We start from the raw sequence: 20,916 nt of genomic DNA, 5'->3' as shown, positions 1-20,916 counted from the left end.
CACCGATGACCCTGACCTTCCACTGGTTCCTGCCCACCTACGGCGACTCGCGGTTCATCGTGGGCGGCGGCCACGGGCGGTCCGCAGGCGCGGCGGCGGGCGACCGTCCCGCGTCGATCGGCTACCTGTCCTCCATCGTGCGCTCGGCCGAGGAACTGGGCTTCACCGGCGCGCTCACCCCCACGGGGGCCTGGTGCGAGGACGCGTGGCTCACCACGGCGATGCTGGCCCGCGAGTCGCAACGGCTGGCCTTCCTGGTCGCCTTCCGGCCCGGCCTGATCAGCCCCACGCTCGCCGCGCAGATGGCGGCCACGTTCGCGGCGCACGCCCCGGGACGGCTGCTGCTCAACGTCGTCACGGGCGGGGAGGACCACGAGCAGCGCGCGTACGGCGACCATCTGTCCAAGGACGAGCGTTACGCGCGCTGCGCGGAGTTCCTGGCGATCGTGCGGCGACTGTGGGCCGGTGAGACGGTCACCGCCCGGGGCGAGCACCTGGACGTCCGCGACGCGCGGCTGCCGACGATCCCCGACCCGCCGCCGCCGCTCTACTTCGGCGGCTCCTCCCCGGCGGCGGGCCCGGTCGCCGCCGAGCACGCCGACGTGTACCTGACCTGGGGCGAACCGGTCGAGGCGGTGGCCCGCAAGATCGAGTGGATCCGCGGGCTGGCCGCGGCCCGGGGCCGCAAGCTCCGCTTCGGCGTCCGGCTGCACGTCATCACCAGGGACACCGCGGAGGAGTCCTGGGACCAGGCCCGCCGGCTGCTCAACGCGCTCGGCGAGGACACCGTGACCGCCGCCCAGGCCGCGCTGGCCCGCAGCGGCTCCACCGGCCAGCGGCGCATGCGCGAACTGCACGAACGCAGCCGCGCCGACGGCACCTGGCGCGACCCTCGCGCCCTGGAAGTCGCCCCCAACCTGTGGGCGGGCGTCGGCCTCGTCCGCGGCGGCGCGGGCACGGCCCTGGTCGGCGGCCATACCGAGGTCGCCGACCGCATCGCCGAGTACGCGAGCGCCGGCATCGACGAGTTCATCCTGTCCGGCTACCCCCACCTGGAGGAGCTGTACTGGTTCGGCGAGGGCGTACTCCCCCAGCTCGCCGCCCGCGGCCTGTTCCACTCCACCGTCTCCGCCCCCACCGGCCACGCCCCCTTCCTGGCGAGGGAGGAGACCGCCCCCTGAGGATCCGCTACCCGTGCAGGGCGAGCCCCTTGAGGGCCCGGTCCACCGAGTTGCGCGGACCGTGTACGGCGATGCCCACCAGCCGCAGGTCCCCTGCCTCGACGGCGCGCACCGCGGCCCGGTTGTCCACGTCGTTGTCGGTCTTGAACATGTCCTCGGTGTAGAGGGCCAGGTCCAGGCCGCGTTCCAGGGCCCGGGTGTGCGCCTTGGCGAGCCCGTCGTCGGCGGCGGCGTAGACCAGCACCGGCTGGCGGAACATCGGCAGATAGGCGTTGCCTGAGGCGTCGGCGTACGGCTCGCCCACGGTCACCGGCACACCGCCCGCCACCCCGCCGGCGAGGAACGCCGTGACGTTCAGCTTCTGCCACATGGCGAGGTCCTCGCGGACCACGATGCCGATCTTGGTGTCGAAACGCATGCGGCCACCGTGCCCGTCCAGGGGCCGCCCGGTCTTGAACGCTGGTGCGCGGCGGCACAATGGCCAGGTGGGCGGGGGCGAGTGGATACGCTACCGGCGGTCGGCGGAGCGGCCGCTGGAGGCGATGCACGCCCACTTCGAGCGGCACGTCTACCACCGGCACAGCCACGACGCCTACTCCTTCGGCGTCACCGACGCCGGCAGGCAGGCGTTCACCTGCCGGGGCTCCGGGTACACCAGCGCCGGTGGGATGGTCATGGCGTTCAACCCGGACGATCCGCACGACGGCCGCGCCGCCGACGAGCTGGGCTTCACCTACCGGATCGTGCACATCGGCCCGGAACTGGTGACCGGGGCGTTGTCGCAGGCGGGCGGGCGGCCGGGCGGCCCGCCGCTGTTCGCCGAGCCGGTGGTGCGCGATCCGGCGCTGGCCGCCGGGCTGCGCCGGCTGCACGGCGCGCTGCTGGCGCCCTCCCCCGCGCTGGTCCGTGACGAGCTGCTGGACTCGGTGGTCCTGGCGATGGTGCGACGGGCCGCCACCCGCCCGCCGTATCTGGCGGGCGGGCCGGGCAGAAGGTCCGTGGCGCTGGCCCGGCGGGTACGCGAACTGCTGCGCGACGACCCCGCCCGCGACGTCGGCGCCGACGCGCTGGCCGCCGCCGCGGGGGCCGACCGGTTCGCCGTCTACCGGGCGTTCCGCGCGGCCTACGGCATGGCCCCCAGCGACTACCAGCGCCAGCTCCGGCTCCGGAACGCGCGCCGGCTGATCGCCGCGGGCACCCCGATCTCCGAGGCCGCCGCGCGGGCCGGGTTCGCCGACCAAAGCCACCTGACCCGGTGGTTCCAGCGCGTCTACGGGATCACGCCGGGCATGTTCCAGACCGCCGCGGGCGGTGCGGAGATTCCGGTGGCCGCCAAGCGCTCGCAGTGACCCGTACACACGCCCGTCACCGGGTATTGTCACCCTGCTGGGTGATGATCAAGGAGGCGCGGATGCGCTGGCTCACGCCGCTCGCACTGGCGGTACTCGTCCTGCTCACCACCGTGACCCCGGCCTCGGCCGAGCCGGAGGGCACGCTCACTCTCGCCTCGCCGGTCGTGCGCGGCGGCGAGGCGATCGAGGCGGCGTACGGCACGCCCCGGCCGCACGCGACCAACTGGCTCGGCCTCTACACCGACCCCGGCAACGGGCCCGTGGACCAGAAGTACGTCGGCCCGTCGGTCCGCTGGGTCTACGTGACCGAGGCGAGCGGGAAGGCCGCCCTGCCCACCGACGGCCTGGACCCGGGGAACTACATCGTCTTCGCCCTGGCCCAGGACGGCTACCAGTGGTTCGCCCCGCCGGTGAAGGTGCGGATCACGAGCAGCGCGCCGCTGCACTTCGTGACCGATTCCTTCGACCTGCGCAACGCCCGCGTGCTCGCGCCGTACCAGGCGACCGTGGGCGGCCTGGTACGCGGCGACACCGACGGGCTCGCCTTCCGCAAGATCGACGGCCCCCGGTGGGTCCAGGTGTCGGCCGACGGCCGGATCAGCGGCACCCCCCGGCTCGGCGACGCGCTGCGGCCCCGGCCGCTGCGCGTCGAGGCCCGCAACGCGCGCGGCGAGACCGGCACGGCGACGGTCGGCATCGACGTACGGCCGCCCGGGCACAAGCTGGTGCCGGAACTTTCGACCATGAGCCTCAACCTCTGGCACGGCGGCGGCCAGGTGGACAACGGCCGGGAGAAGCAGCTCCGGTTCCTGCTCAAGTCCGACGTGGACATCGTGGGCCTCCAGGAGACCTCGCCCGCCTCCACCCGCGAACTGGCCGAGTCGCTGGGCTGGGACCACCACCAGGTGGGCACCGACCTGGGCGTGATCAGCAGGTATCCGATCGTCGAGCGCAGGCCCCCGGCGGACGGCGGCCCGCTGTCGGTGGCGACCAGGGTGCGGGTGCGGCTGGAGCCCCGCCAGGAGGTCGTGGTGTGGAACGTCCACCTCGGCTACACCCCCTACGGCCCGTACGACGCGTGCTTCGGCAAGATGACCGAGGAGGAGCTGCTGGCCAACGAGGAGCGCTCTGGCCGCACGCCGCAGATCCAGGCCGTCCTGCAGGAGATGCGCCCGGACCTCGCCGCGGCGTGGCGCACGCCGGTACTGCTGACCGGCGACTTCAACGCCGCCTCCCACCTGGACTGGACTCCGGCCACCCGCCGCTGCGGCTACCAGGGCGTGCCGTGGCCCACCTCGGTGCTGCCGGAGCAGGTCGGGCTGCGCGACTCCTACCGGGTCGCCAACCGCGACCCGGTGGCCGACCCGGGCATCACCTGGTCGCCGATCTACCCGGTGTTCACCGGCGGCTACGGCCACGACTCGCACAAGGGCGAGCCGGAGCCGCAGGACCGGATCGACTTCGTGTACTACAAGGGCCCGCTGCGCGTGACCGGGTCCAAGACGCTGGTGGAGGGCACGCCCAAGGCCGTACCGGACCACCGGGGCAACGAGTGGACCTCCGACCACGCCGCCGTCCTGACGACCTTCAAGACCGCCTGGTTCTGACCCGCACGAGACGGGGCCGGCCGCCGGGCGGGTTCACACCCCCCGCGGCCGGTCGCCGAAGCGCCAGCCGTTCTTGCTCAGGTCGGCGATCGGCTCGTACTCGATGACCGGCCGCCGCGGCCCGCTGCGCAACCCGAAGGCGCCGATGAGAACGGTGAGCACGGCCAACCCGGTCGTGAACGCCGCCTCCATGATGAACGCGATCACCGTCGCGATGAGCAAGGGGATGAACAGGACGATCGCGAGGACGTGGCGATAGATACGCACCCGGCATCCGGCGCAGCGCGGAACGCTGATCGTGACCGTCTTCCAGGTGACCCGCAGTCCCTGCGCCACCTGCCTGACCTCGCCGTGCATCTTCATCTCCAGCGGGCGGTCCGGGTCCGCGGGCCGGCTGCAGAAGAAGCAGTGGGTCTGGCCGAGGTTGCCACGGATGATCTCCAGGTTCTCCTCGACGCGTTCCCGCACCGAGTCGGTGCCCGCCGTCGCGAGGACGCGGAGGAGCAGGTCGATGGCCCTTTCGTGGTCGCCTTCCCGGTTGGCGTAGGAGACGACGCAGCCGAGCGCCGTCTTGGCCACGTCGTCCCCGGCGTTGCGCGCCGTCCAGTGCCCGCCCGGCAGTACGCCATAGAGCACGTCGAGCAGTGGTTCGGCGGCGTCGAGGAGCCGTTCGGCCACCTCGTCGCCGTGCGCGGGATCGCCCACGAGGGTCTGCCCGGCGTTGGCGCACAGCGTTTCGATCCGGGAGATCTCCGGGTCCACGGCGGACCGCAGCGCGTCGTCGGCGGCACCGCCGGGGAACCCGGACGCGTACATCAGGCCGGTGTGCTCGCGCGCGTCCGCCGACCGCCCGTCGCGGACCGCCGTGGCGGTGAGCTGCGCGCTGATCGACAGCAGCGCGGTGGGCAGGTCCGCGCGCAGGTCGCGTACCGTGGCGGCGGTCAGCCGGGGGTCGTCGAGTTCGGCGGCCCGCGCGGTCATCAGCTCCCAGAAGGCGTCGTCGCCGATCACCTTCGCCCAGTGCTCGTAGGCGCGTTTCCAGGACCGCAGAGTCTGGGGGCCGAGGTCGTCCGCCTCCAGGGCCTGGACGTGCGCCAGCACCGCGATGTTGTGCGTCGCGACGGGCCCGGCGGGGCCGGTCTCCCACAGCCGCAGGGCCTCCTGCGGCCTGCCCTCGCGCAGCGCGGCCATCGCCGGGTCGCCGTCGCCGTCTTCGGCGGGCCAGAGCCAGAACAGCTCGTCCATCAGCCGCTCCAGCGGGTCCTTCAGCCGCTGGACGGCCCGCTGCGCGGCGTCCTCATCGGGAGGAGTCGGCGGTGGCAGTACTCCCTGACCGGCCTCGGACCTGCCCAGCCGCCCCATCAGGCGCTGCCTTTCGACGTGCCGCCGCAGGTCGCGGGGCGTGGCGCGGACCGGGAGGCCGGTGACCCGGAAGGCGTTCTCGCGGTACAGGTCGGGTCGCAGGGGTCGCAGTGTCATCCTCGCGCTCCGGAGATGCGCAGGGTGACGGTACGGTTGCGCGCGTCGTCGCGGAACGGCGGCATGGCCGCGCCCATGGACGACACCGCGAACCTGGCCGTCGGGATCAGCGCCTTGGCGCGGAGGATCTCACGGACCTGAAGGGCCCGCGCCAGACCGAGTTCGGTGTTGCCGGTGTACTCCCCGCCCGGCGGCATGACCTGACGGTCGGTGTGACCGATGACGGCGACCTCGATCCCCCCGGCGTGCGCGGCCAGCCGCGCGCCGAGCCGGTCGAGCGCCGCCCGCCCCCGCCGGGTCAGCGTGGTGTCCCGGCTGAACAGGGGCTCCTGGAAGGCGACCGAGATCTCCTGTGGTGAGCGCCGCACCCGCACGCCCGGTATCCGCAGGTTCATCCGGTCCAGCACGTCGATCTCCGACGGCGACGGCGACGGCGTGGGCATGGGCGGGGCGGCGGGCACGGTGACGGTGGCGACGGGAGGAGGGGCCGCGCGCAGGGCGGCGGTCTGCGACCTGATGTCGATGAGCAGGGCGAGGACGGCGACGGCGGCGAGCACCGCGCCCGTCGTGCGCACCGGCAGCCGGCGCGGGCGGCGGCCGGAGGCCGGGCGCAGGGCCGCGATCCGGCGCCGCCCGGCGGCGATGTCGGCCCGGCCGGGGGCGAGGCGTTCGGCGTCGGCCCAGTACCGGTCGGCCAGGTCGAGGTCGCCGCGCTGGGCGTGGACGCGGGCCAGCAGGTCCAGCGTGGCGACGTCGCTCTCCAGGCCGGGGTCCGCCAGGAGTTCGGCGGCCTCGTCGAGGCGGCCGGCCCGGGCCAGGGCGCGGGCCTGGGCGAGCGCCAGTTCCCTGCCGATCGTGAGGGACATGCGCGCCGCTCCCCTACGAGCCCCGCGCGACGGTGCTGGTCAGGTCGATCGGCGGCGGCGTGGGGAACATGCCCTCCAGCTCCCGGTTGACGTAGCGCACGGTCCTGATGTCGCCCCGCTCGATCGCCTTCTTGCCGGTCGCGATGAGCTGCGCGGCCTCGCGCCGGTCGCGCATCTCCGGTTCCAGGTTGCGCAGGTGCTCAAAGCGCATGATGGGCAGTTCGTCGGTGCGGTCCAGCACGTACACGGCCAGTTGCGCCAGGTCCTCGATGCGCTTTTCCAGAAGTTCGGCGTCGTGCGCGGTGATCGCCTCGCGCAGCGAGGACTCCAGCGTCGCGAAGGAGCGGCGGTCGTTCGGGTCGCCCTTGCTCTCCACCACCTCGCGCGCGGCGGCCAGCACCTCCTTGGCCTGGCCGACCAGCGTGGGCCAGCGCACCAGCGCCTCGACCTCGTCGATGGCGATCTGGAGATCGAGCAGGCGGGTGCCGCAGCTCCTGGCGGCCTCCTGGTCGGTGCGGGCCGCGTCGAGCAGCCGTTCGATGTCCTGGACCGTTCGCTCGGCCTCGATCCGGTCGAGCATCGCCTCGGCGCGGGCGTCGCCGATGTCACTGACCTGCATGCGCACGTCGTTCAGCCGGTGCCGCTCGGCGCGGAACCTCGCGGCCAGCTCCTCGTGCGCGGGCGTGGTCTCGGTGCGCAGCTCGATGGCGTGCTCGAACTCCTCGTCCAGCAGCGGGATGTACGCCCGGGCGACGACCAGCCGGGACTCGTCGACCGTGACGGAGAACTCCACCTCGCTGCCGGCGGGCACGTCGCGGGTGATCTGCCCCGGGTCGATCTGTAACCGGCCGACCCGCCGGTTGCGGTCGGCGCGCTCGTGGTCGCCCTCCAGGATGGGGATGCGGATGTAGCCCTGGTTCTGGCTCCTGCTGAGCGCGATCGTGGTGCGCAGCAGGTACCTGCGCCGGGCGGGCAGCGGCGTCCCCCGCTCCAGCAGCCAGACCACCTCGTTGCTCTCCAGGCCGACGCCGACCGCGTTGGTGAGCGTCGGCTGAGGCTCGACGGCGGCCACGGTGTAGGTCAGCCGGTCGGGGGCGACCGGGCGCGGCGTGCCGGAGGCGTCGCACAGCTCGATCGTGAACGTGCTCGCGCGTTCCTTGCCCGCCCACAGGGTGGCGGTGAACGTCCCGTCGTCCGCCAGCGCGATCTTGCCGCTGCGCCAGGCCGGTTCGGCGGCGGCGTTGACGAACTCGACGGTGAATCCGGTGGTGCCCGCGCCGAAGATCCGGCCGCCGACCAGCGGTTCGGTGTCGGCCCCCATGGGCTGGTACTCCAGCTCGGCGACGTACTCCCCGGCGGCCGGGACCGGCAGCGACTCCGGGAGGTCCACGCGCTGGTTCCCGGCGAAGATGGCCGCGCCCATGGCCACGGCCGTGACCGGGTCGCGGCTGTGGTCGAGCGGGATGCCGAGGCCCTGGCGCGGGTCGGCGAGCCGTTCGCGCAGGTAGGGGGACAGGGTGGGGCCGCCCACCAGGAGCACCTTCTCGATGTCGGCGGGGGTGAGGCCGCGTTCGTCCAGGGCCTTCCTGCACAGGTTGACCGATCGCACGATGAACGGCTCGGTCAGCCGCTCCACGTCGGCCCGCCGCAGGTCGTACAGGAAGTCGATGCGGTCGCCGCGGTCGTCCTCCAGGTCGAGCGTGACGGGCACCGAGTCGGCCCGGGACAACTGGATCTTGCCCTGCTCGGCGGCCTGCTTGAGCTTGGCGATCGCCCCCAGCCAGCGCGGCTCGCCCCGGCCCAGGCCGGCGAACCCCCGGTGCTCGCCGATCAGGGCCGGGATGAACAGTTCCTCGACGATCCGCCAGTCGATCAGCTTGCCGCCCAGGAAGTTGTCGCCCCGGTGGTTGACCACGGTGAACTCGCCGTCCCTGATGTTGACCACGGCCGCGTCGAAGGTCCCGCCGCCCAGGTCGTACACCAGCCAGAACGCCTTGTCGCCCGGCGAGTGGTACGCGTAGGCCAGGGCGGCGGCGGTCGGTTCCTGCAGCAGCGGCGCGTGTTCCAGCCCGGCCAGCCTGGCCGCCTGCTTGGTCGCCTCGCAGGCGCTCAGCTCGAAGGCCGCGGGAACCGTGACCACGGCCGCCCGCAGGTGCTCGCCCCCGCGCTGGGCGACATCGCCCTTGAGCGACTTCAACACCTCCGCGGACATCTCCTCGGGCGTCATCGTCCGGTCGCCGTTGGCGAAGGTCTTGGCCTGATCGCTCAGGCCCATCCTGAGCTTGAACTCCACGCAGGTGTTCCATGGATCGAACTCGCTGCGCCGCTTGGCGATCTCCCCCACGTGCAGCCGTTCCCGCTGGTCGATCCAGACCGCCGAGGCGGTGGTCTCCGACTGGTGGTTGTTCTTGATCACCTGGACGTCGCCGTCGTTCAGCACGGCGATCGCGCTGGTAGTGGTGCCGAGATCGATGCCGTAGTCGATCGTGGTCCTGATCACGGGGCGGCCTCCTCCTTCGCGACGGGGTCCGGGGTTCCCACGATCACCTCTCCTCGCTGAATCACCTGATCGTTCAGATAGACACTGGGCCGGATCGTCTCGACCACCCGTTCGCGGTCCAGGTCCGGCGCGGGCTGGTAGGACAGGACCTTGATCGACAGTCCGGGGTCGAAGGGATCGTCGAGATGGTCCTGGATCTTGACCCCGGCCTGGGTGAGGGTGTCCCAGGCCGCCTCCAGGTGCCGGGTGACCGTGCGCGTGTCTCCGGGGAGACGACGCAGCCGCCGTTCCAGCCGCCAGATGCTGGTCACGACGTCGGCCAGGGAGGGGCCGGGGAACGTGTCCTCGGGTGCGTCCGCCGGCTCGGGCGAAGCCCCTGCCGGCGACTCTCCCGCGAGCGTCCGCTCGAACGCCGCCAGGACGTCCCCGGGCCACGCCTCGGCCCGGATCCGGAACTCCCGGGGGTATCGCAACTGCCTGATCTGCGCCCTGACCGAGCTCAGCAGCGCCACTCCGCCCCCCTTCGCCCGGCGGCGCGCGGCCTCGCGCCGCGCACTCGCCGAGGCAGGTTATGCACCCGCCCGGGGGACCGGTCCCGGCCCGCCGGTTCAGTCAGATGACGCATGCCTCAGACCTCACCTTAGGCGCATTGTCAGAGGCGTCAAGGAACAAAAGACCGACCCGGAAGGGGTATGAAAATGAGGTCGACCATGAAGAGGGCGGGCCTGGTCGCCGCGGCGCTCGTGGCCGGTCTCCTCACGTTCCCCGGCACCCCGAACGCCTTCGGCGGCGACTGCACCCACTTCGGATCGCCGGGCTACGCGCAGGTCTACACCGACACCACCTACGGCGGCGACTGCTTCGAGTGGCTGAACGGCCATTACAACGCCGCCCTCCCCTCCTACGTCAGGTACAAGGTCTCCTCGCTCAGGAGCTGGGCCTCGAAGCCCGGCGAGACCGTGTTCCTCCACAGCAACAGGGACGGCCTGACGTTCCAGGTCGTCGCCGGGGAGGCGTGGGCGGCCGTGCCCGGGTGGTTCAACGACAAGGCCGACTTCGCCGGGTGACCTTCTCGCGCGGCCACGTCATGAACGCGTGCCCGGTGTCGCCGACATGACGCGGGCCAGCTCGGTGCGCGAGCTGACGCCGAGCTTGGGATAGATGCGGTACAGGTGGGTGCTCACCGTCCGCGAGGACAGGAACAGACGGGCGGCGATCTCCCTGTTCGGCAGCCCTTCGGCGGCGAGCCGCGCGATCTGCCGCTCCTGCGGGGTGAGGTCGTCGCGTCCGTCCCGGGCCCGGCGGATCGTCTCGCCGGAGGCGCGCAGCTCCTGGCGGGCCCGTTCCGCCCAGGGGGCGGCGCCCAGGGCCTCCAGGGCGCCGATGGCCGCGCGCAGCGGCGGGCGCGACTCCACCGAACGGCGCCGGCGGCGCAGCCACGCGCCGTAGGCGAGCTGGAGCCGCGCCCGCTCGAAGGGCCACGCCGCCAGGTCGTCCGCGATGCCGGTCAGGAACAGCGGCTCCGCCGCGTCGTCGGGCGCGGCCAGGGCGCGGGCGCAGGCCAGTCCGGCCTTCAGCGCCGGAGACCCGGTGGCGGCGGCGAACGGCTCCAGTTCGGCGGCCACGCGGCGCACGTCGTCGTGCCTGCCGCAGCGCGTGCCCGCCTCCGCCAGGTACGCGAGCACGGAGAAGCGCATGTAGGCGTGGTAGGCGGTGTCCGTGGGCTCGACGATGCGGCGCAGGTGGTCGTAGGCCTCCGCGTACCGGCCGTCGCTCAGCGCGTCGATGCCCCTGACCTGCTGCACCATCGCCAGCATCGGATAGGCCCCGATGGACAGCAGCATGCGTTCGGCCTGGTCCGCGAGGGCGCGTGCGGCCTCGCCGTTGCCCCGCAGGGCCTCGGCCTGGGCGCGCGTCAGCTGGGCCGTCAGCACCCACCGCCCCTGCCCGGTCTCCGCCGCGAGGCCACCGGCCTCCGTGGCCGCGGTCAGGGCCAGGACCGTGTCCCCCAGCTGGGCCGCCGCGAACGCCTGGTGGACGAGGGCCTGGGCCAGCAGGCCGAGCCGCCCCTGGTCGCGCAGCCCCGCGACGGCGGCGGCCATGAACACGATGGACGGCCCGGGCGCTCCGAGCGCGCCGGAGGCCACGGCGAGCAGATGCAGATGCACGGGGCCGGGCTCGTCCTGGGACATCAGGTGGGACAGCCGGTCGAGGGTGTCGGCCCCCCGCTCGATCGGGCCCGCCAGCGCCAGGACATAGAGCAGGCGGGGGTCCAGCGGGTCGAGGTCGAGCCGGTCGGCCACGGCGAGGATGGCCTCGCGGGTGGCCGGGTCCGGATTGGACCACCAGCACCGCAGGCTGATCATCTGCAGTGTCCGCACGGCCCGGTCGGTGTCCCCGGCCAGGAGCATCCGCTCCGCGATCGCCGCATGGCTCACGAAGCGGCTGGCACCCGACCACTCGCCGGCGGCGATCTCGCGCATCCAGTGCAGGCGCGCCCGCTCGGCCGCGGGCAGATCGGGCTCGGAGATGACGCGTAGCAACTGCTCGAAGGTCTGGGAGTCGCCGACGTCGTACGCCAGCTCGGCGGCGTCGACGAGCAGGCAGGACCGTTCGGCGGGCCTGGTGCACAGCTGCGCGGCCCGCTGCAGCGCCGCCACCGCCGTGCTGAGCGCTCCGCGCTCGCGTGCCCGCTCGGCCATGGCGGCCAGGTCGGCGGCGATCTCCTCGTCGGGCCCGATCGTCACGGCCGCCCGGTGCCACACCCGGCGGTCGGCGTCCCGCAGCACCTGCGCGAGCGCGGCGTGCACCTGACGCCGCTTCACCGGGCCCGCCTGCTGGCGTATCGACGAGCGCACCAGGGGATGGCGGAAGCTGACCCGGTAGGTGCTGTCGATGTCGAGCAGGCGGGCCGAGACGGCCGGTTCGAGGGCCGCGAGCGTGACCGGTTCGCCCGCCTCCAGCGATCCCGCGGTGAGGATCTCGTCCAGCCGGTCGCCGTCGTTGAGGGCGGCGACCAGCAGCAGCGACCGTGTCGGGGCGGGCAGCTGGGAGACCACGACGGCGAACGTCCGCTCCAGCCGGGTGGTGAGCGGCAGCGAGGCGGGCGGCAGGGTGTCCTCGCCGAACCGGGTCGCCGCGACGGCCAGTTCCATCAGGCCGAGCGGGTTGCCCGCCGCCTCCGTCAGGACCCTGGAGCGCAGGTCGGGGCGCAGGCCGGGAGCGTGGCGGTCCAGCAGCGCGGCCGCGTGCGCCTGGTCCAGCGGGGGGACGCGCAGTTCGGCCAGGCCCGCTCCGGCCAGCCTGGCCTCGGTCTCCTCGCCGTCCCGCATCGCCATCAGCAACAGGACCGGGTCCGCCTCCAGCCGCCTGCCCACGAACGCCAGCGCCTCCCAGCTCGGCTGGTCCAGCCACTGCGCGTCCTCCACGGAAAGGACCAGCGGCCGGTCCTCAGCGGCCTCGGTGAGCAGGGTCAGGACGGTGAGGGCGACCTGGTAGGGGTTGTCCTGCCCGGAGACGGCGGCGCCGCCGGCGAGCTGGCGTAACAGCGTGTCCACACCGGCGAAGGGCAGGCGGAACTCCGCCTGGACCGCGGCGATGCGCAGCACCCGCAGCCGCCGCCCGGCCGCCTCGGTCCGGGCGGCGGCCAGCAGCGCCGACTTGCCCACCCCCGCCTCGCCGCGCAGGATCAGCGTGCCGCCCCGGTGTGGTGACCGGTCGAGCGCGTCACGCAGCCCGGCCAGCTCGCCGTCCCGGCCCACCAGGGCGTTCCTCCTCACCCGGGCTCCCCGGGGAATGCAACGGACTTCGCCACCGACATCATCTTCCCCAATCGGTCCGGGCGCTCCAGCGCCTGTGACGGATGCCGGTGACCCCGGCTGTGATCTTCGGAAGGCCATCTGGCCGGGAGCTCGCGGTTACGTCGTTCGACGCACGCGATCGGCGTCCCTCCGCCCGTAGCGTCACCGGTGACGAGACGAGAAAAGGGACTGCGATGAGCATCGTTGTCAGCACCGGCGCGTCCATCGGTTCGCGTTCGCACCCGCTCGGCCGGCGCGCTTGTCCGCCCCGGTACGACATCCCGCCCGACATCACGCGATCTCCCTGGACGAGGAACCGATCGTCTTCTGACCGTTCTCAACTCGGCGCGAGGCCGGGAGCCTCGCCGGACGCCTCCTGCTCCGCGTCGGCGGGCAGCCAGGTCTCGGCCCAGGCGGAGAGCTCCCGGACGGCCGCCTCAAGGGCGCGGCCCTTGTCCGTGAGCCGGTACTCGATGGTCACCGGGGTGGTCGGGAGCACGACGCGCTCGACGATGCCTTCGCTCTCGAAGCGCTTGAGCCGTTCGGAGAGCAGCTTGTCGCTCATGTCGGGTATGGCGTCGCTGAGCTGCCCGAAGCGCGTGGCCCCCCGGAGCAGTTCCCGCAAGATCACCCCGGCCCAGCGGCGGCCGATCATCTCGACGGCCCGGTGGTAGCGGGAGCAGAAGTCGGGTCGGTATGTGGACACACTTGCAGCTTACCAATTGTTAGTCACTTGCAAAAGGGTAGTAGAGCTGCCGCTCTGCTCCTCATCGACCACCAGCCCCAGATGATCTTCGGGGCGGGCAGCGCCGACCCTCAGACCCTGGTGAACAACGTGACCGCCCTGGCCAAACTGGGCAGGCTGTTCCGTCTGCCCACGGTGCTCAGCTCCATCGCGGCCGACACCTTCGGCGGTCCGGTGATCCCGGAGATCACGCGCGTCCTCCCCGACCTTGAGATCATCAACCGGTCCTGCATCAACGCATGGCAGGACGGCGCCTTCCGGGCCGCGGTCGAGGCCACCGGCCGGCGCCGCCTGATCATCGCCGGTCTGTGGACCGAGGTCTGCCTGACCTTCCCCGCGATCTCCGCGGTCGAGGCGGGGTACGAGGTCTTCGCCGTCATCGACGCGTCCGCGGGGATGACCGCCGAGACGCACAACGCCGCGATCCTGCGCATGACCCAGAAGGGCGTCGTTCCGGTCAGCACCGTGAGCGTCCTGTCCGAGTTGCAGCGCGACTGGGCGCGGACGGAGACCTACGAGCCCGTCAATGAGATCGTCCGCGACCACATGGGCGCCTGGGGGCAGGGCGTCAACTACGTCCTCGCGGGATTCTCCAAGAAATGACGCCTCCCCGCCGCACCGGCCTGCCCCAAGTCCGGCCCACAAAAGGAACACCGGCTGGCGGAACGCACTTTCAGCAGGGTTCCGGATTACGGTGTCGGATCGCCCGTCAGGACAGTAGATTCGGAGCGTGCGCTGTCCCGTACGATCGGTGAGGGGAGACGGCGGTGCGCGAGGGCTCGACGGTCGGCGGGCGCTATGGGCTGGTCAAGTGCCTGCTCAGTGGGAGCCTCACCGAAGTGTGGCTGGCCAAGGACCACACCCTCAACCGCGATGTCGTGCTCAAACGCATCGTGGGGGACACCACCGGCCTCAACCGCCTGCAGGCGGAGGCGCGCGCGCTGGCCGCGTTCAACCACCCGCACGTGGTCACCCTGTACGACACCTTGCACGACCCCGGCGACGACTTCTCCTGGCTGGTGATGGAACACGTGCCGGGCGGCAATCTCGACGGCCGCTCGCCGATGTCGCCCAGGGAGGCGGCGCTCACGGGCGCGCAGGTGGCCCACGCACTGGCCGCCCTGCACGCCAAGGGCATCGTGCATCTCGACGTCAAGCCGGGCAACATCGTGGACGCCGGGGGCGGCACCGCCAAGCTGGCCGACTTCGGTGCCGCCTACCGCATCGGCGGCCGGAGCACGATCAGTCCCAACGGGGCCATCAGCTACACGGTCGGCTATGCCGCGCCCGAGGTCATCATGGGCCGCCCGGAGCCGAGATCGGACGTGTTCTCGCTGGGGGCCACCGTGTACGCGCTGGTCGCCGGGAGACCACCGCTCCGGGGCGGCGACGACCACGGCGATGACTCCTCGGACTCGTACATCACGGCGTGGGAGGCGGTGCGAGCGCCCCTCATCATGACGGCCGACGTCGGACCGCTCACCGAGCCACTGGGCGAGATGCTGCGGCACGATCCACGCGAACGCCCGGACGTACGCGAGGCCCGCCGACGCCTCGCCGAGATCGCCGGCTGGTCCGTCCCCGAAGAGCCCGTCGTCCCCACCTGGGCCCTCACGTCCGGCGCATCCGGAACGCCACGAACCCCCACACCCCCCGACGCTCCGGGGACGACCCCCGACACACCCGCAACCCCCGAGCCCCCCGGCCCGGCCACCGACACACCGGCAAGCCCCGGCACACCCGCACACCCCGAGGCCCCCGCACTCAGCGGTTCCGAGACACCCGAGACACCCGAGACACCCGAGACACCCGGGACACCCGGCGTGGCCCCTGAGTCCGCCGCCTCCGGGACGGCCGCGACGTCCGGCCCTCCTGGACAGCCCGGCGAAGCCGGGATGTCCGGGACACCCGGCCCGGCGGGGACATCCGACGCACCCGCGCCCCCCGGCGACGCCGGGGCATCCGGCACCGGGCCCGCCGGGGCGTCCGGTGGGCCCGGTGGGGTGGCCGGGGCTGCCGCGTTGGGGGTGGGGGCCGCCTCTGAGATCGTCATCGCGCATGGGTCCGCCGCCGCGCCCAAAGGCGCCTCCGCGCCCGGTGCCGGTAGGGGCGCAAGGCGGCCGGCGCCGCTGAGGAGGTGGCGGCGGCCCGTACTGCTGGTCGTCACGCTGGCCACGCTCGCCGGCCTGGTCCTCGTCGGCCGGTTCGTGTACGAGCGCCTGGCCGGCGGCGATGAGGGCCGCGGCGGGGTGCCCGTCGCCGCGTCCTCGTCCTCCCCCGGCATCACGCCCGCCCGCTGGGCCGCCTGGATCGGCGCTCCCCCCACCGCCGACCTCTGCAAGCTGCTGGACCCCGTGCAGCTCCGCCGGTACGGCCGGGCGCAGATCGACCCCGACTACGGCAACTTCAACCGGTGCGATGTCATCCTCTCCCCGCCCACCGGAGGCGCGATCGACGTCCAGGTGTGGCTGGACCACGACCCCTCCCCCGACCTGGCCCCGCCGTCCCGGACCGTCCGCGGCATCGCGATCATCAATGTCGACACCGACGACGACGAGTGCGCGCGCACGATCCTCATGCCCGGCGTGACCGACACCCTGGTCCGCCTGTCCGCCGACTGGGAGAGCTGGGACGAGCCCGGCAAGGCCGATCTGTGCGCCATCGCCGACGCCACCGCCACCCACACCGCCGACACGCTCGGCCAGGGCCCCATCGGCCGCCGTACCGAGCCGCTGCCCGCCACCTCCCTGGTGTACCGGGACGCCTGCGCGCTGCTCCGCCCCGAGTCCCTGGAGATCGTCCCCGGCATCGACGCGCGAAGCCCCGATGTCGGGTTCGGCGGCTGGACGTGCGGCTGGCGCAGCACCACCAGCGACACCTGGGTGGACCTGCGGTTCGACCGCGACCAGCCGCCCAGCGCCGGGGACGACGGCACGCCCGCGCGCTACAACGGCTACTCCTTGTTCGTCGAGGCGGAGGGCGACGGCGAGGAGACGTGCCTGGTCCAGGTGGTGTACCGCTCCTACACCGACGACCGGGGCCGCATCGCGGTGGAGAAGCTGCGCCTGTCGGTCGGCGGTTCGCGGCCGATGGACCGGCTGTGCGAGATGGCCAAGGGCCTCGCCGGTCCGGCGACGGCCCGGCTGCGGGCCGGTTGAGCGCCCGTCCGGGACCGCTCCGGACGGACTGGGAGACCCTTGCAAGTGCGCGCGTTCAACGAGCACCAAGGAGGCGTACCGATGAGCGTTCCCAACAGCCTCGCGCACGGCGTCGACCCGGCCCGTCCGGGGACACTGCACGCCCGTACGGTCGTGGCGGGCATCAGGGTGGGGCCGCGGCCCGGCCGTACCATCCGGCTGGGCCGGGCCGAACGCCCGGACGTCGATCTGAGCGTGGGCGTGGACGACCTGTCGGTCAGCCGCAGGCACGCCGAACTCACCTACCAGGCCGGCCGCTGGTGGCTGCGCAACCTGGGCCGCCAGTTGATGCGCCTGCCCCGCGGCCGGATGATGCACGACTCCACCGATCCCGTCCCGCTGGACGACGGCTACACCCCGCTGTTCATCCGCGGCTCGGGCTACCGCCAGCATCTGGTGGAGCTGTACGTGACCGGCCAGGACGGCGAGACCCGCGTCAACCGCCACCAGGCCGATACCATCCCGCCCAAGATCTGGGAGCTGAACGACACCGAGCTGCTGCTGCTGGTGGTCCTCGGCGAGCACTACCTGCTGTACGAGGAGGCCCCCCGGCCGCTGACCTACAAGCAGGCCGCGGACCGGCTGGCCTACCTGCGTCCGGACGACAACTGGCGGGTGCGCACGATCGAGGGCCGGGTCGAGGCGGTGCGCCACCGGCTGCACGCCGGTGGCTTCCCGTACCCGCTGCTGCACGACGTCTCCTCCGGCCGCCCCTACGAGAACAACCTGCTGCACAACCTGCTCAAGGGCCTGGTGGAGTCGACCACGCTGGTCCCGCCGCACCTCGACCTGCTGGAGTCCGACCCTGTGGTCACCCGGTGAAGCGGATGGTCGCGCCCCGGGAGGTGATCGCCAGCACGCGGAAGGACAGCCCGTTGAGGGTGCCCCTGGCGCCCTCGCTGAGGGTCGAGACCAGGCCGGGCCCGGAGACCTGCACCAGGTGGCCGCCGAACGCGCCGTTGTACACCCGGGCGACGCGCACCCGGCCCAGGCGGTACCGCTTGGCGACGCGGAAGCTCACCGGCCTGGTGAAGGTGAACTTGCACTTGCCGTCGTAGCAGGCGCGCAGGTTGGGCTTGGCGGCGGCGGCGTGCGCCGGGGCGGCGGTGACGGCGGGCGCCAGCATCATGATCGTCGCGAGGGTCAGGACGGTGATGAGCAGCCGGTGCATGGGCTTCCCTTTCGGTGGCTTTGTGGGATTTCACCGTGGTTTTATCCAGCCGACTCCGGGAGGGGTCCCGGGGTGGAGGGGGTCATGAACTCGGCGGGGCGCAGCGCGCGGGACACGATGCGCACGTCCCCGATCCAACCGTAGTAGCCCTGCCCGTACCGCTCGGCGAACTGCGTGCCGCCGATCGCGAACGGCTTGCCCAGGGTGGAGATCCCCTTCGAGGGCTGGGCGGGGTTGCGGGCGATCTTCGACCCGTCGACGTACACCACCGTGCGCCTGCCGTCGTTGACGACCGCCACGTGCGTCCAGCGGCCGGTCGGCAGCGCGTGGCTCCACGAGGTCGGGTCGGCGTCCCGGTCCACCGGGTAGACGACGTACTGCAGGAACCGCTCCGGTGAGAGGTTGAGGCTGCACGTCGGCTCGTCCGGAGACCAGCCGCTGGACTTGCCCGCGTCCCCGCTGCGTCCCTCCCAGCTCAGGATGCCCATCCAGGCGTGATCGCCCTCGAAGGGCTCGGGGAGTTTCAGGAACACCTCGATGGTGTAGCCGGACTCGAACTTCGCGGCGTTCAGCGGCGCGCCCGCCGCCGTCCTGAGCACCGCGCCGCGGTCGGGGGACTTGCCGCCGTCGAAGCGCAGGCTGGCGTGTCCCGGCTGGTCGCCGTGGTGCTCGTCGGACCAGGTCAGCACCTCGGCGGCACTGGCGTGCAGCCGGGTGACGGTGAGGTCGTTGCCGTTGCCGCTGAGGTCGCGGACGACGGCGCCGTCCGGCACGGGCCGTCCGGCGGCGCCCGCGCCGGGCAGGCCCGCCGCGTCGAAGCGCCAGTAGGCCGCGGTGCCCCTGGGCAGTACGGCCCGGGGCGGGCGGGGGCCGGGCTGCGGCGCCGGGGCGAAGCCCGCGAAGCGCCGGGCGGCGTCGAGTTCGAGGCTGAACCGGTCCACCGGGCCGGTCAGCTCCAGGTTCTCGGCGGCGAGGAGGGTCCGGCGGCCGGGCTTTTCGGACAGCAGCCAGGGCGAGACGGTCTCCACGTCGATCACGTCGCGGACGAGGTCGAAGGAGTACAGGCGGATCATCGCCGCGCCGCCGTAGTAGCGGTCCTGGTAGTTGGCCAGGTGGAGGTGGACGGGGTGGCCCGCGTCGTTGTTCAGGACGGTACGTCCGGGCGGCCAGTAGTGGCCGCCCAGGGCGAGGAAGATCTGGTCGTTGCGCCGGATCAACCGCTCCCACAGCCGCCGTCCGTGGTCGGACAGCCGGGCCTGCCCCTGCTCGTCGGCCACGGCGAGTTCGTGCGTGGTGAGGATGGCGGGGAGCCGGGGGTGCCGGTCGATGACGTCCTGTGCCCAGGCGAGGCCCTTGTCGGAGATCCGCCAGTCCAGCGCGAGCACCAGCCAGCGGCGGTTCGCGGCGGTCAGGACGTGGTAGCTGTTGTAGCCGTCCGGCGACGCGCCGCCGAACGTCGGCATCCGCGCGTACCGGCGGGGCCCGAAGGCGCGCAGGTAGGGGGTGTCGCCGCGCTGGTCATCGGTCCGGGAGTCCACGTCGTGGTTGCCCGCGAGCACGCTGTACGGCACGCGCCCGTCCACCGCGCGGAACGCCCGGTCGGCCAGCCCGATCTCGTGCGCGCTGCCGTGCTCGGTGACGTCCCCGAGGTGCGCCAGGAAGGCGATGTTCCGCTCCTCGCGCCGCTCGGCGAGGTAGCGGAAGGTCTCGCGCAGCGGCTCGGGGTCGGAGCTGTCCTCGTCGAAGAGGTACTGGGTGTCGGGCAGCACGGCGATCGTGAACCGGGGACTGTGCGGGTCGAACCGCCCCCGCCCGAACCCGCCGGCCGCGTCGGCCCCGGTGGCCTCGGCGGGTGCGCCCGCCCACGCGACCCCCGCCGCGGCCACGGGGGTCGTGACCGCCGCGCGTAGCAGTCCCCTGCGCCCGACGCCCTCGACGACGTTGTCCTTGCCGTTCATGCGTGTTGGTCCTCATCCTGCTCGGCCGCCGGTCGGCGGTGGTGACCGCAGCACTGTCCCGCCCACGCATGACGGGCCGATGGCGAGCACCCGAACATCGGGGGCCCGGTGATCGACACACCCGGACCCCTCGCCCACCGTCTCTTAGAGGTTCCTTTAAGATCCGTAAAGGCGCGAGTTTCCAGGAGTGGACATGATCGAGCGGGAGCAGGCCCCGGCGGGCGTCGATCCGACGGTGCCGAGTGTGGCGCGGATTTACGACCATCTGCTCGGCGGCAAGGACAACTTCGCCGCCGACCGCGAGGCCGCCGCGCAGATCGTGCGGCTGTCCCCCAACGCCAAGGACGCGGCCCGGGCCAACCGGGCGTTCCTGGGCCGGGCCGTGCGGGCGCTCGCCGAGATGGGGATCGACCAGTACCTCGACATCGGCACCGGCCTGCCGACCCAGGACAACGTCCACCAGGTGGCCCGGCGCTCCGGCGGCGCGAGCAAGGTCGTCTACGTGGACAACGACCCCATCGTGCTGACCCACGCCCGTGCGCTGCTCGCCGACACCCCTGACACCATCGTGGTCAAGGGCGACATGCGCGAGCCCAAGGCCATCCTGGGCCACCCGGAGGTCGCCGCGCATCTCGACTTCCGGCGCCCGCTGGCGGTGCTCATGGTCGCGGTGCTCCACTTCATCCCCGACGACGAGCAGGTCCAGGGCCTCGTCCGCGCCGTCCGCGACTCCGTGCCCTCGGGCAGCCACCTGGTGATCTCGCATGTGACGGCGGGCGAGTTGGACCGCGAGGTGGTGGCCGAGGGCCGCCGGCTCTACAGCAAGACCACCGCCGGCAACGTCACCCTTCGCGGACGCGACCAGATCGCCGCCCTCTTCGAGGGCCTGGAGCTACTGGAGCCGGGCCTGGTACAGGTGAACGACTGGCGCGGCGAGGTCGCCCTGGACCCGTCGCTCAGCGGCCCGGGCGGCGTGGGCGTACTCTGCGGCGTCGGCCGCGTGCCGTGACCCGCCGGGCGGGATGAAACACGAATAAGTTTCTCATTCGCCCCGACGGTA

Annotated in this window: 17 protein-coding genes; 8 read left to right on the top strand and 9 right to left on the bottom strand. The window is 72.8% G+C overall.

The window, feature by feature from the left end; genetic code table 11:
* Positions 1 to 5 precede the first annotated feature (5 nt).
* Positions 6 to 1,181 (top strand): LLM class flavin-dependent oxidoreductase, encoded by a 1,176-nt coding sequence (locus DP939_RS30410; RefSeq protein ID WP_113984271.1) that lies wholly within the window; start codon positions 6 to 8, stop codon positions 1,179 to 1,181.
* A gap of 7 nt (positions 1,182 to 1,188) precedes the next feature.
* Here the strand turns inward: DP939_RS30410 and DP939_RS30405 are convergent, their stop codons facing one another.
* Entirely contained in the window at positions 1,189 to 1,599 is a 411-nt protein-coding gene (locus DP939_RS30405) for a DUF2000 domain-containing protein (RefSeq protein ID WP_113984270.1), read from the bottom strand.
* A gap of 67 nt (positions 1,600 to 1,666) precedes the next feature.
* Between DP939_RS30405 and DP939_RS30400 the strand changes: the two genes are divergently transcribed.
* Positions 1,667 to 2,530, top strand: coding sequence for an AraC family transcriptional regulator (locus tag DP939_RS30400; protein ID WP_225878599.1), 864 nt, complete (start codon positions 1,667 to 1,669; stop codon positions 2,528 to 2,530).
* 44 nt (positions 2,531 to 2,574) lie between these two features.
* A complete protein-coding gene (locus DP939_RS30395; protein WP_113984269.1) occupies positions 2,575 to 4,140 on the top strand; it encodes an endonuclease/exonuclease/phosphatase family protein in 1,566 nt (521 codons plus the stop codon).
* Between the two features lie 33 nt (positions 4,141 to 4,173).
* Here the strand turns inward: DP939_RS30395 and DP939_RS30390 are convergent, their stop codons facing one another.
* From DP939_RS30390 to DP939_RS30375, 4 genes are read right to left on the bottom strand one after another with little or no spacing between them, the layout of a single operon-like run.
* Positions 4,174 to 5,619, bottom strand: coding sequence for a hypothetical protein (locus DP939_RS30390; RefSeq protein ID WP_113984268.1), 1,446 nt, complete (start codon positions 5,617 to 5,619; stop codon positions 4,174 to 4,176).
* Positions 5,616 to 6,485: an OmpA family protein gene (locus tag DP939_RS30385; RefSeq protein ID WP_113984267.1), complete on the bottom strand. Its 870-nt coding sequence runs from the start codon at positions 6,483 to 6,485 to the stop codon at positions 5,616 to 5,618. Before DP939_RS30385 ends, DP939_RS30390 begins: the two co-directional genes overlap by 4 nt.
* A 13-nt stretch (positions 6,486 to 6,498) precedes the next feature.
* The gene (locus tag DP939_RS30380) at positions 6,499 to 8,985 is read right to left on the bottom strand and encodes an Hsp70 family protein (RefSeq protein ID WP_113984266.1); all 2,487 of its coding nucleotides are present in this window, start codon (positions 8,983 to 8,985) and stop codon (positions 6,499 to 6,501) included.
* A complete protein-coding gene (locus tag DP939_RS30375; protein WP_113984265.1) occupies positions 8,982 to 9,497 on the bottom strand; it encodes a nucleotide exchange factor GrpE in 516 nt (171 codons plus the stop codon). The genes DP939_RS30380 and DP939_RS30375 overlap by 4 nt, the downstream gene beginning before the upstream one ends.
* 198 nt (positions 9,498 to 9,695) lie before the next feature.
* On the opposite strand from DP939_RS30375, the gene DP939_RS30370 reads away from it, so the two are divergent.
* Positions 9,696 to 10,052, top strand: coding sequence for a hypothetical protein (locus DP939_RS30370; RefSeq protein WP_113984264.1), 357 nt, complete (start codon positions 9,696 to 9,698; stop codon positions 10,050 to 10,052).
* Positions 10,053 to 10,070: 18 nt separating this feature from the next.
* On the opposite strand, the gene DP939_RS30365 is transcribed toward DP939_RS30370, so the two are convergent.
* Positions 10,071 to 12,764, bottom strand: coding sequence for a helix-turn-helix transcriptional regulator (locus tag DP939_RS30365; RefSeq protein ID WP_158578760.1), 2,694 nt, complete (start codon positions 12,762 to 12,764; stop codon positions 10,071 to 10,073).
* Between the two features lie 358 nt (positions 12,765 to 13,122).
* Complete coding sequence (locus DP939_RS30360; protein ID WP_199565519.1) at positions 13,123 to 13,491, bottom strand: winged helix-turn-helix transcriptional regulator; 369 nt, start codon at positions 13,489 to 13,491, stop codon at positions 13,123 to 13,125.
* Between DP939_RS30360 and DP939_RS30355 the strand changes: the two genes are divergently transcribed.
* From DP939_RS30355 to DP939_RS30345, 3 genes are all read left to right on the top strand, one after another.
* Positions 13,453 to 14,133, top strand: a complete 681-nt coding sequence (locus DP939_RS30355; RefSeq protein WP_225878598.1) for a hydrolase — start codon at positions 13,453 to 13,455, stop codon at positions 14,131 to 14,133. The genes DP939_RS30360 and DP939_RS30355 overlap by 39 nt on opposite strands.
* A 164-nt stretch (positions 14,134 to 14,297) precedes the next feature.
* A complete protein-coding gene (locus tag DP939_RS30350; RefSeq protein WP_113984261.1) occupies positions 14,298 to 16,688 on the top strand; it encodes a serine/threonine-protein kinase in 2,391 nt (796 codons plus the stop codon).
* An 81-nt stretch (positions 16,689 to 16,769) separates the two neighbouring features.
* On the top strand, positions 16,770 to 17,549 hold the full coding sequence (locus DP939_RS30345) for an FHA domain-containing protein (RefSeq protein WP_113984260.1): 780 nt from the start codon (positions 16,770 to 16,772) through the stop codon (positions 17,547 to 17,549).
* On the opposite strand, the gene DP939_RS30340 is transcribed toward DP939_RS30345, so the two are convergent.
* Both DP939_RS30340 and DP939_RS30335 read right to left on the bottom strand, forming a co-directional pair.
* Positions 17,539 to 17,898, bottom strand: coding sequence for a hypothetical protein (locus tag DP939_RS30340; protein WP_113984259.1), 360 nt, complete (start codon positions 17,896 to 17,898; stop codon positions 17,539 to 17,541). The two genes, DP939_RS30345 and DP939_RS30340, sit on opposite strands and share 11 nt — an antisense overlap.
* Positions 17,899 to 17,939: 41 nt before the next feature.
* Positions 17,940 to 19,856 carry a LamG-like jellyroll fold domain-containing protein gene (locus DP939_RS30335; protein WP_113984258.1) on the bottom strand — a complete coding sequence of 639 codons (1,917 nt, stop codon included), beginning with the start codon at positions 19,854 to 19,856 and terminating at the stop codon, positions 17,940 to 17,942.
* A 193-nt stretch (positions 19,857 to 20,049) separates the two neighbouring features.
* On the opposite strand from DP939_RS30335, the gene DP939_RS30330 reads away from it, so the two are divergent.
* The gene (locus DP939_RS30330) at positions 20,050 to 20,865 is read left to right on the top strand and encodes an SAM-dependent methyltransferase (RefSeq protein ID WP_113984400.1); all 816 of its coding nucleotides are present in this window, start codon (positions 20,050 to 20,052) and stop codon (positions 20,863 to 20,865) included.
* Positions 20,866 to 20,916: the final 51 nt, after the last annotated feature.

Source organism: Spongiactinospora rosea, from assembly GCF_003315795.1.
GTDB lineage: Bacteria > Actinomycetota > Actinomycetes > Streptosporangiales > Streptosporangiaceae > Spongiactinospora > Spongiactinospora rosea.
The sequence above is the reverse complement of the archived record's forward strand: the minus strand, read 5'-3'. Positions and strand labels throughout refer to the sequence as shown.

Coding starts and splice junctions, on each gene's coding strand:
- DP939_RS30410 (WP_113984271.1), top strand. CDS start 6: ATGACCCTGACCTTCCACTGGTTCCTGCCCACCTACGGCGACTCGCGG.
- DP939_RS30405 (WP_113984270.1), bottom strand. CDS start 1,599: ATGCGTTTCGACACCAAGATCGGCATCGTGGTCCGCGAGGACCTCGCC.
- DP939_RS30395 (WP_113984269.1), top strand. CDS start 2,575: ATGATCAAGGAGGCGCGGATGCGCTGGCTCACGCCGCTCGCACTGGCG.
- DP939_RS30390 (WP_113984268.1), bottom strand. CDS start 5,619: ATGACACTGCGACCCCTGCGACCCGACCTGTACCGCGAGAACGCCTTC.
- DP939_RS30385 (WP_113984267.1), bottom strand. CDS start 6,485: ATGTCCCTCACGATCGGCAGGGAACTGGCGCTCGCCCAGGCCCGCGCC.
- DP939_RS30370 (WP_113984264.1), top strand. CDS start 9,696: ATGAAGAGGGCGGGCCTGGTCGCCGCGGCGCTCGTGGCCGGTCTCCTC.
- DP939_RS30345 (WP_113984260.1), top strand. CDS start 16,770: ATGAGCGTTCCCAACAGCCTCGCGCACGGCGTCGACCCGGCCCGTCCG.
- DP939_RS30340 (WP_113984259.1), bottom strand. CDS start 17,898: ATGCACCGGCTGCTCATCACCGTCCTGACCCTCGCGACGATCATGATG.
- DP939_RS30335 (WP_113984258.1), bottom strand. CDS start 19,856: ATGAACGGCAAGGACAACGTCGTCGAGGGCGTCGGGCGCAGGGGACTG.
- DP939_RS30330 (WP_113984400.1), top strand. CDS start 20,050: ATGATCGAGCGGGAGCAGGCCCCGGCGGGCGTCGATCCGACGGTGCCG.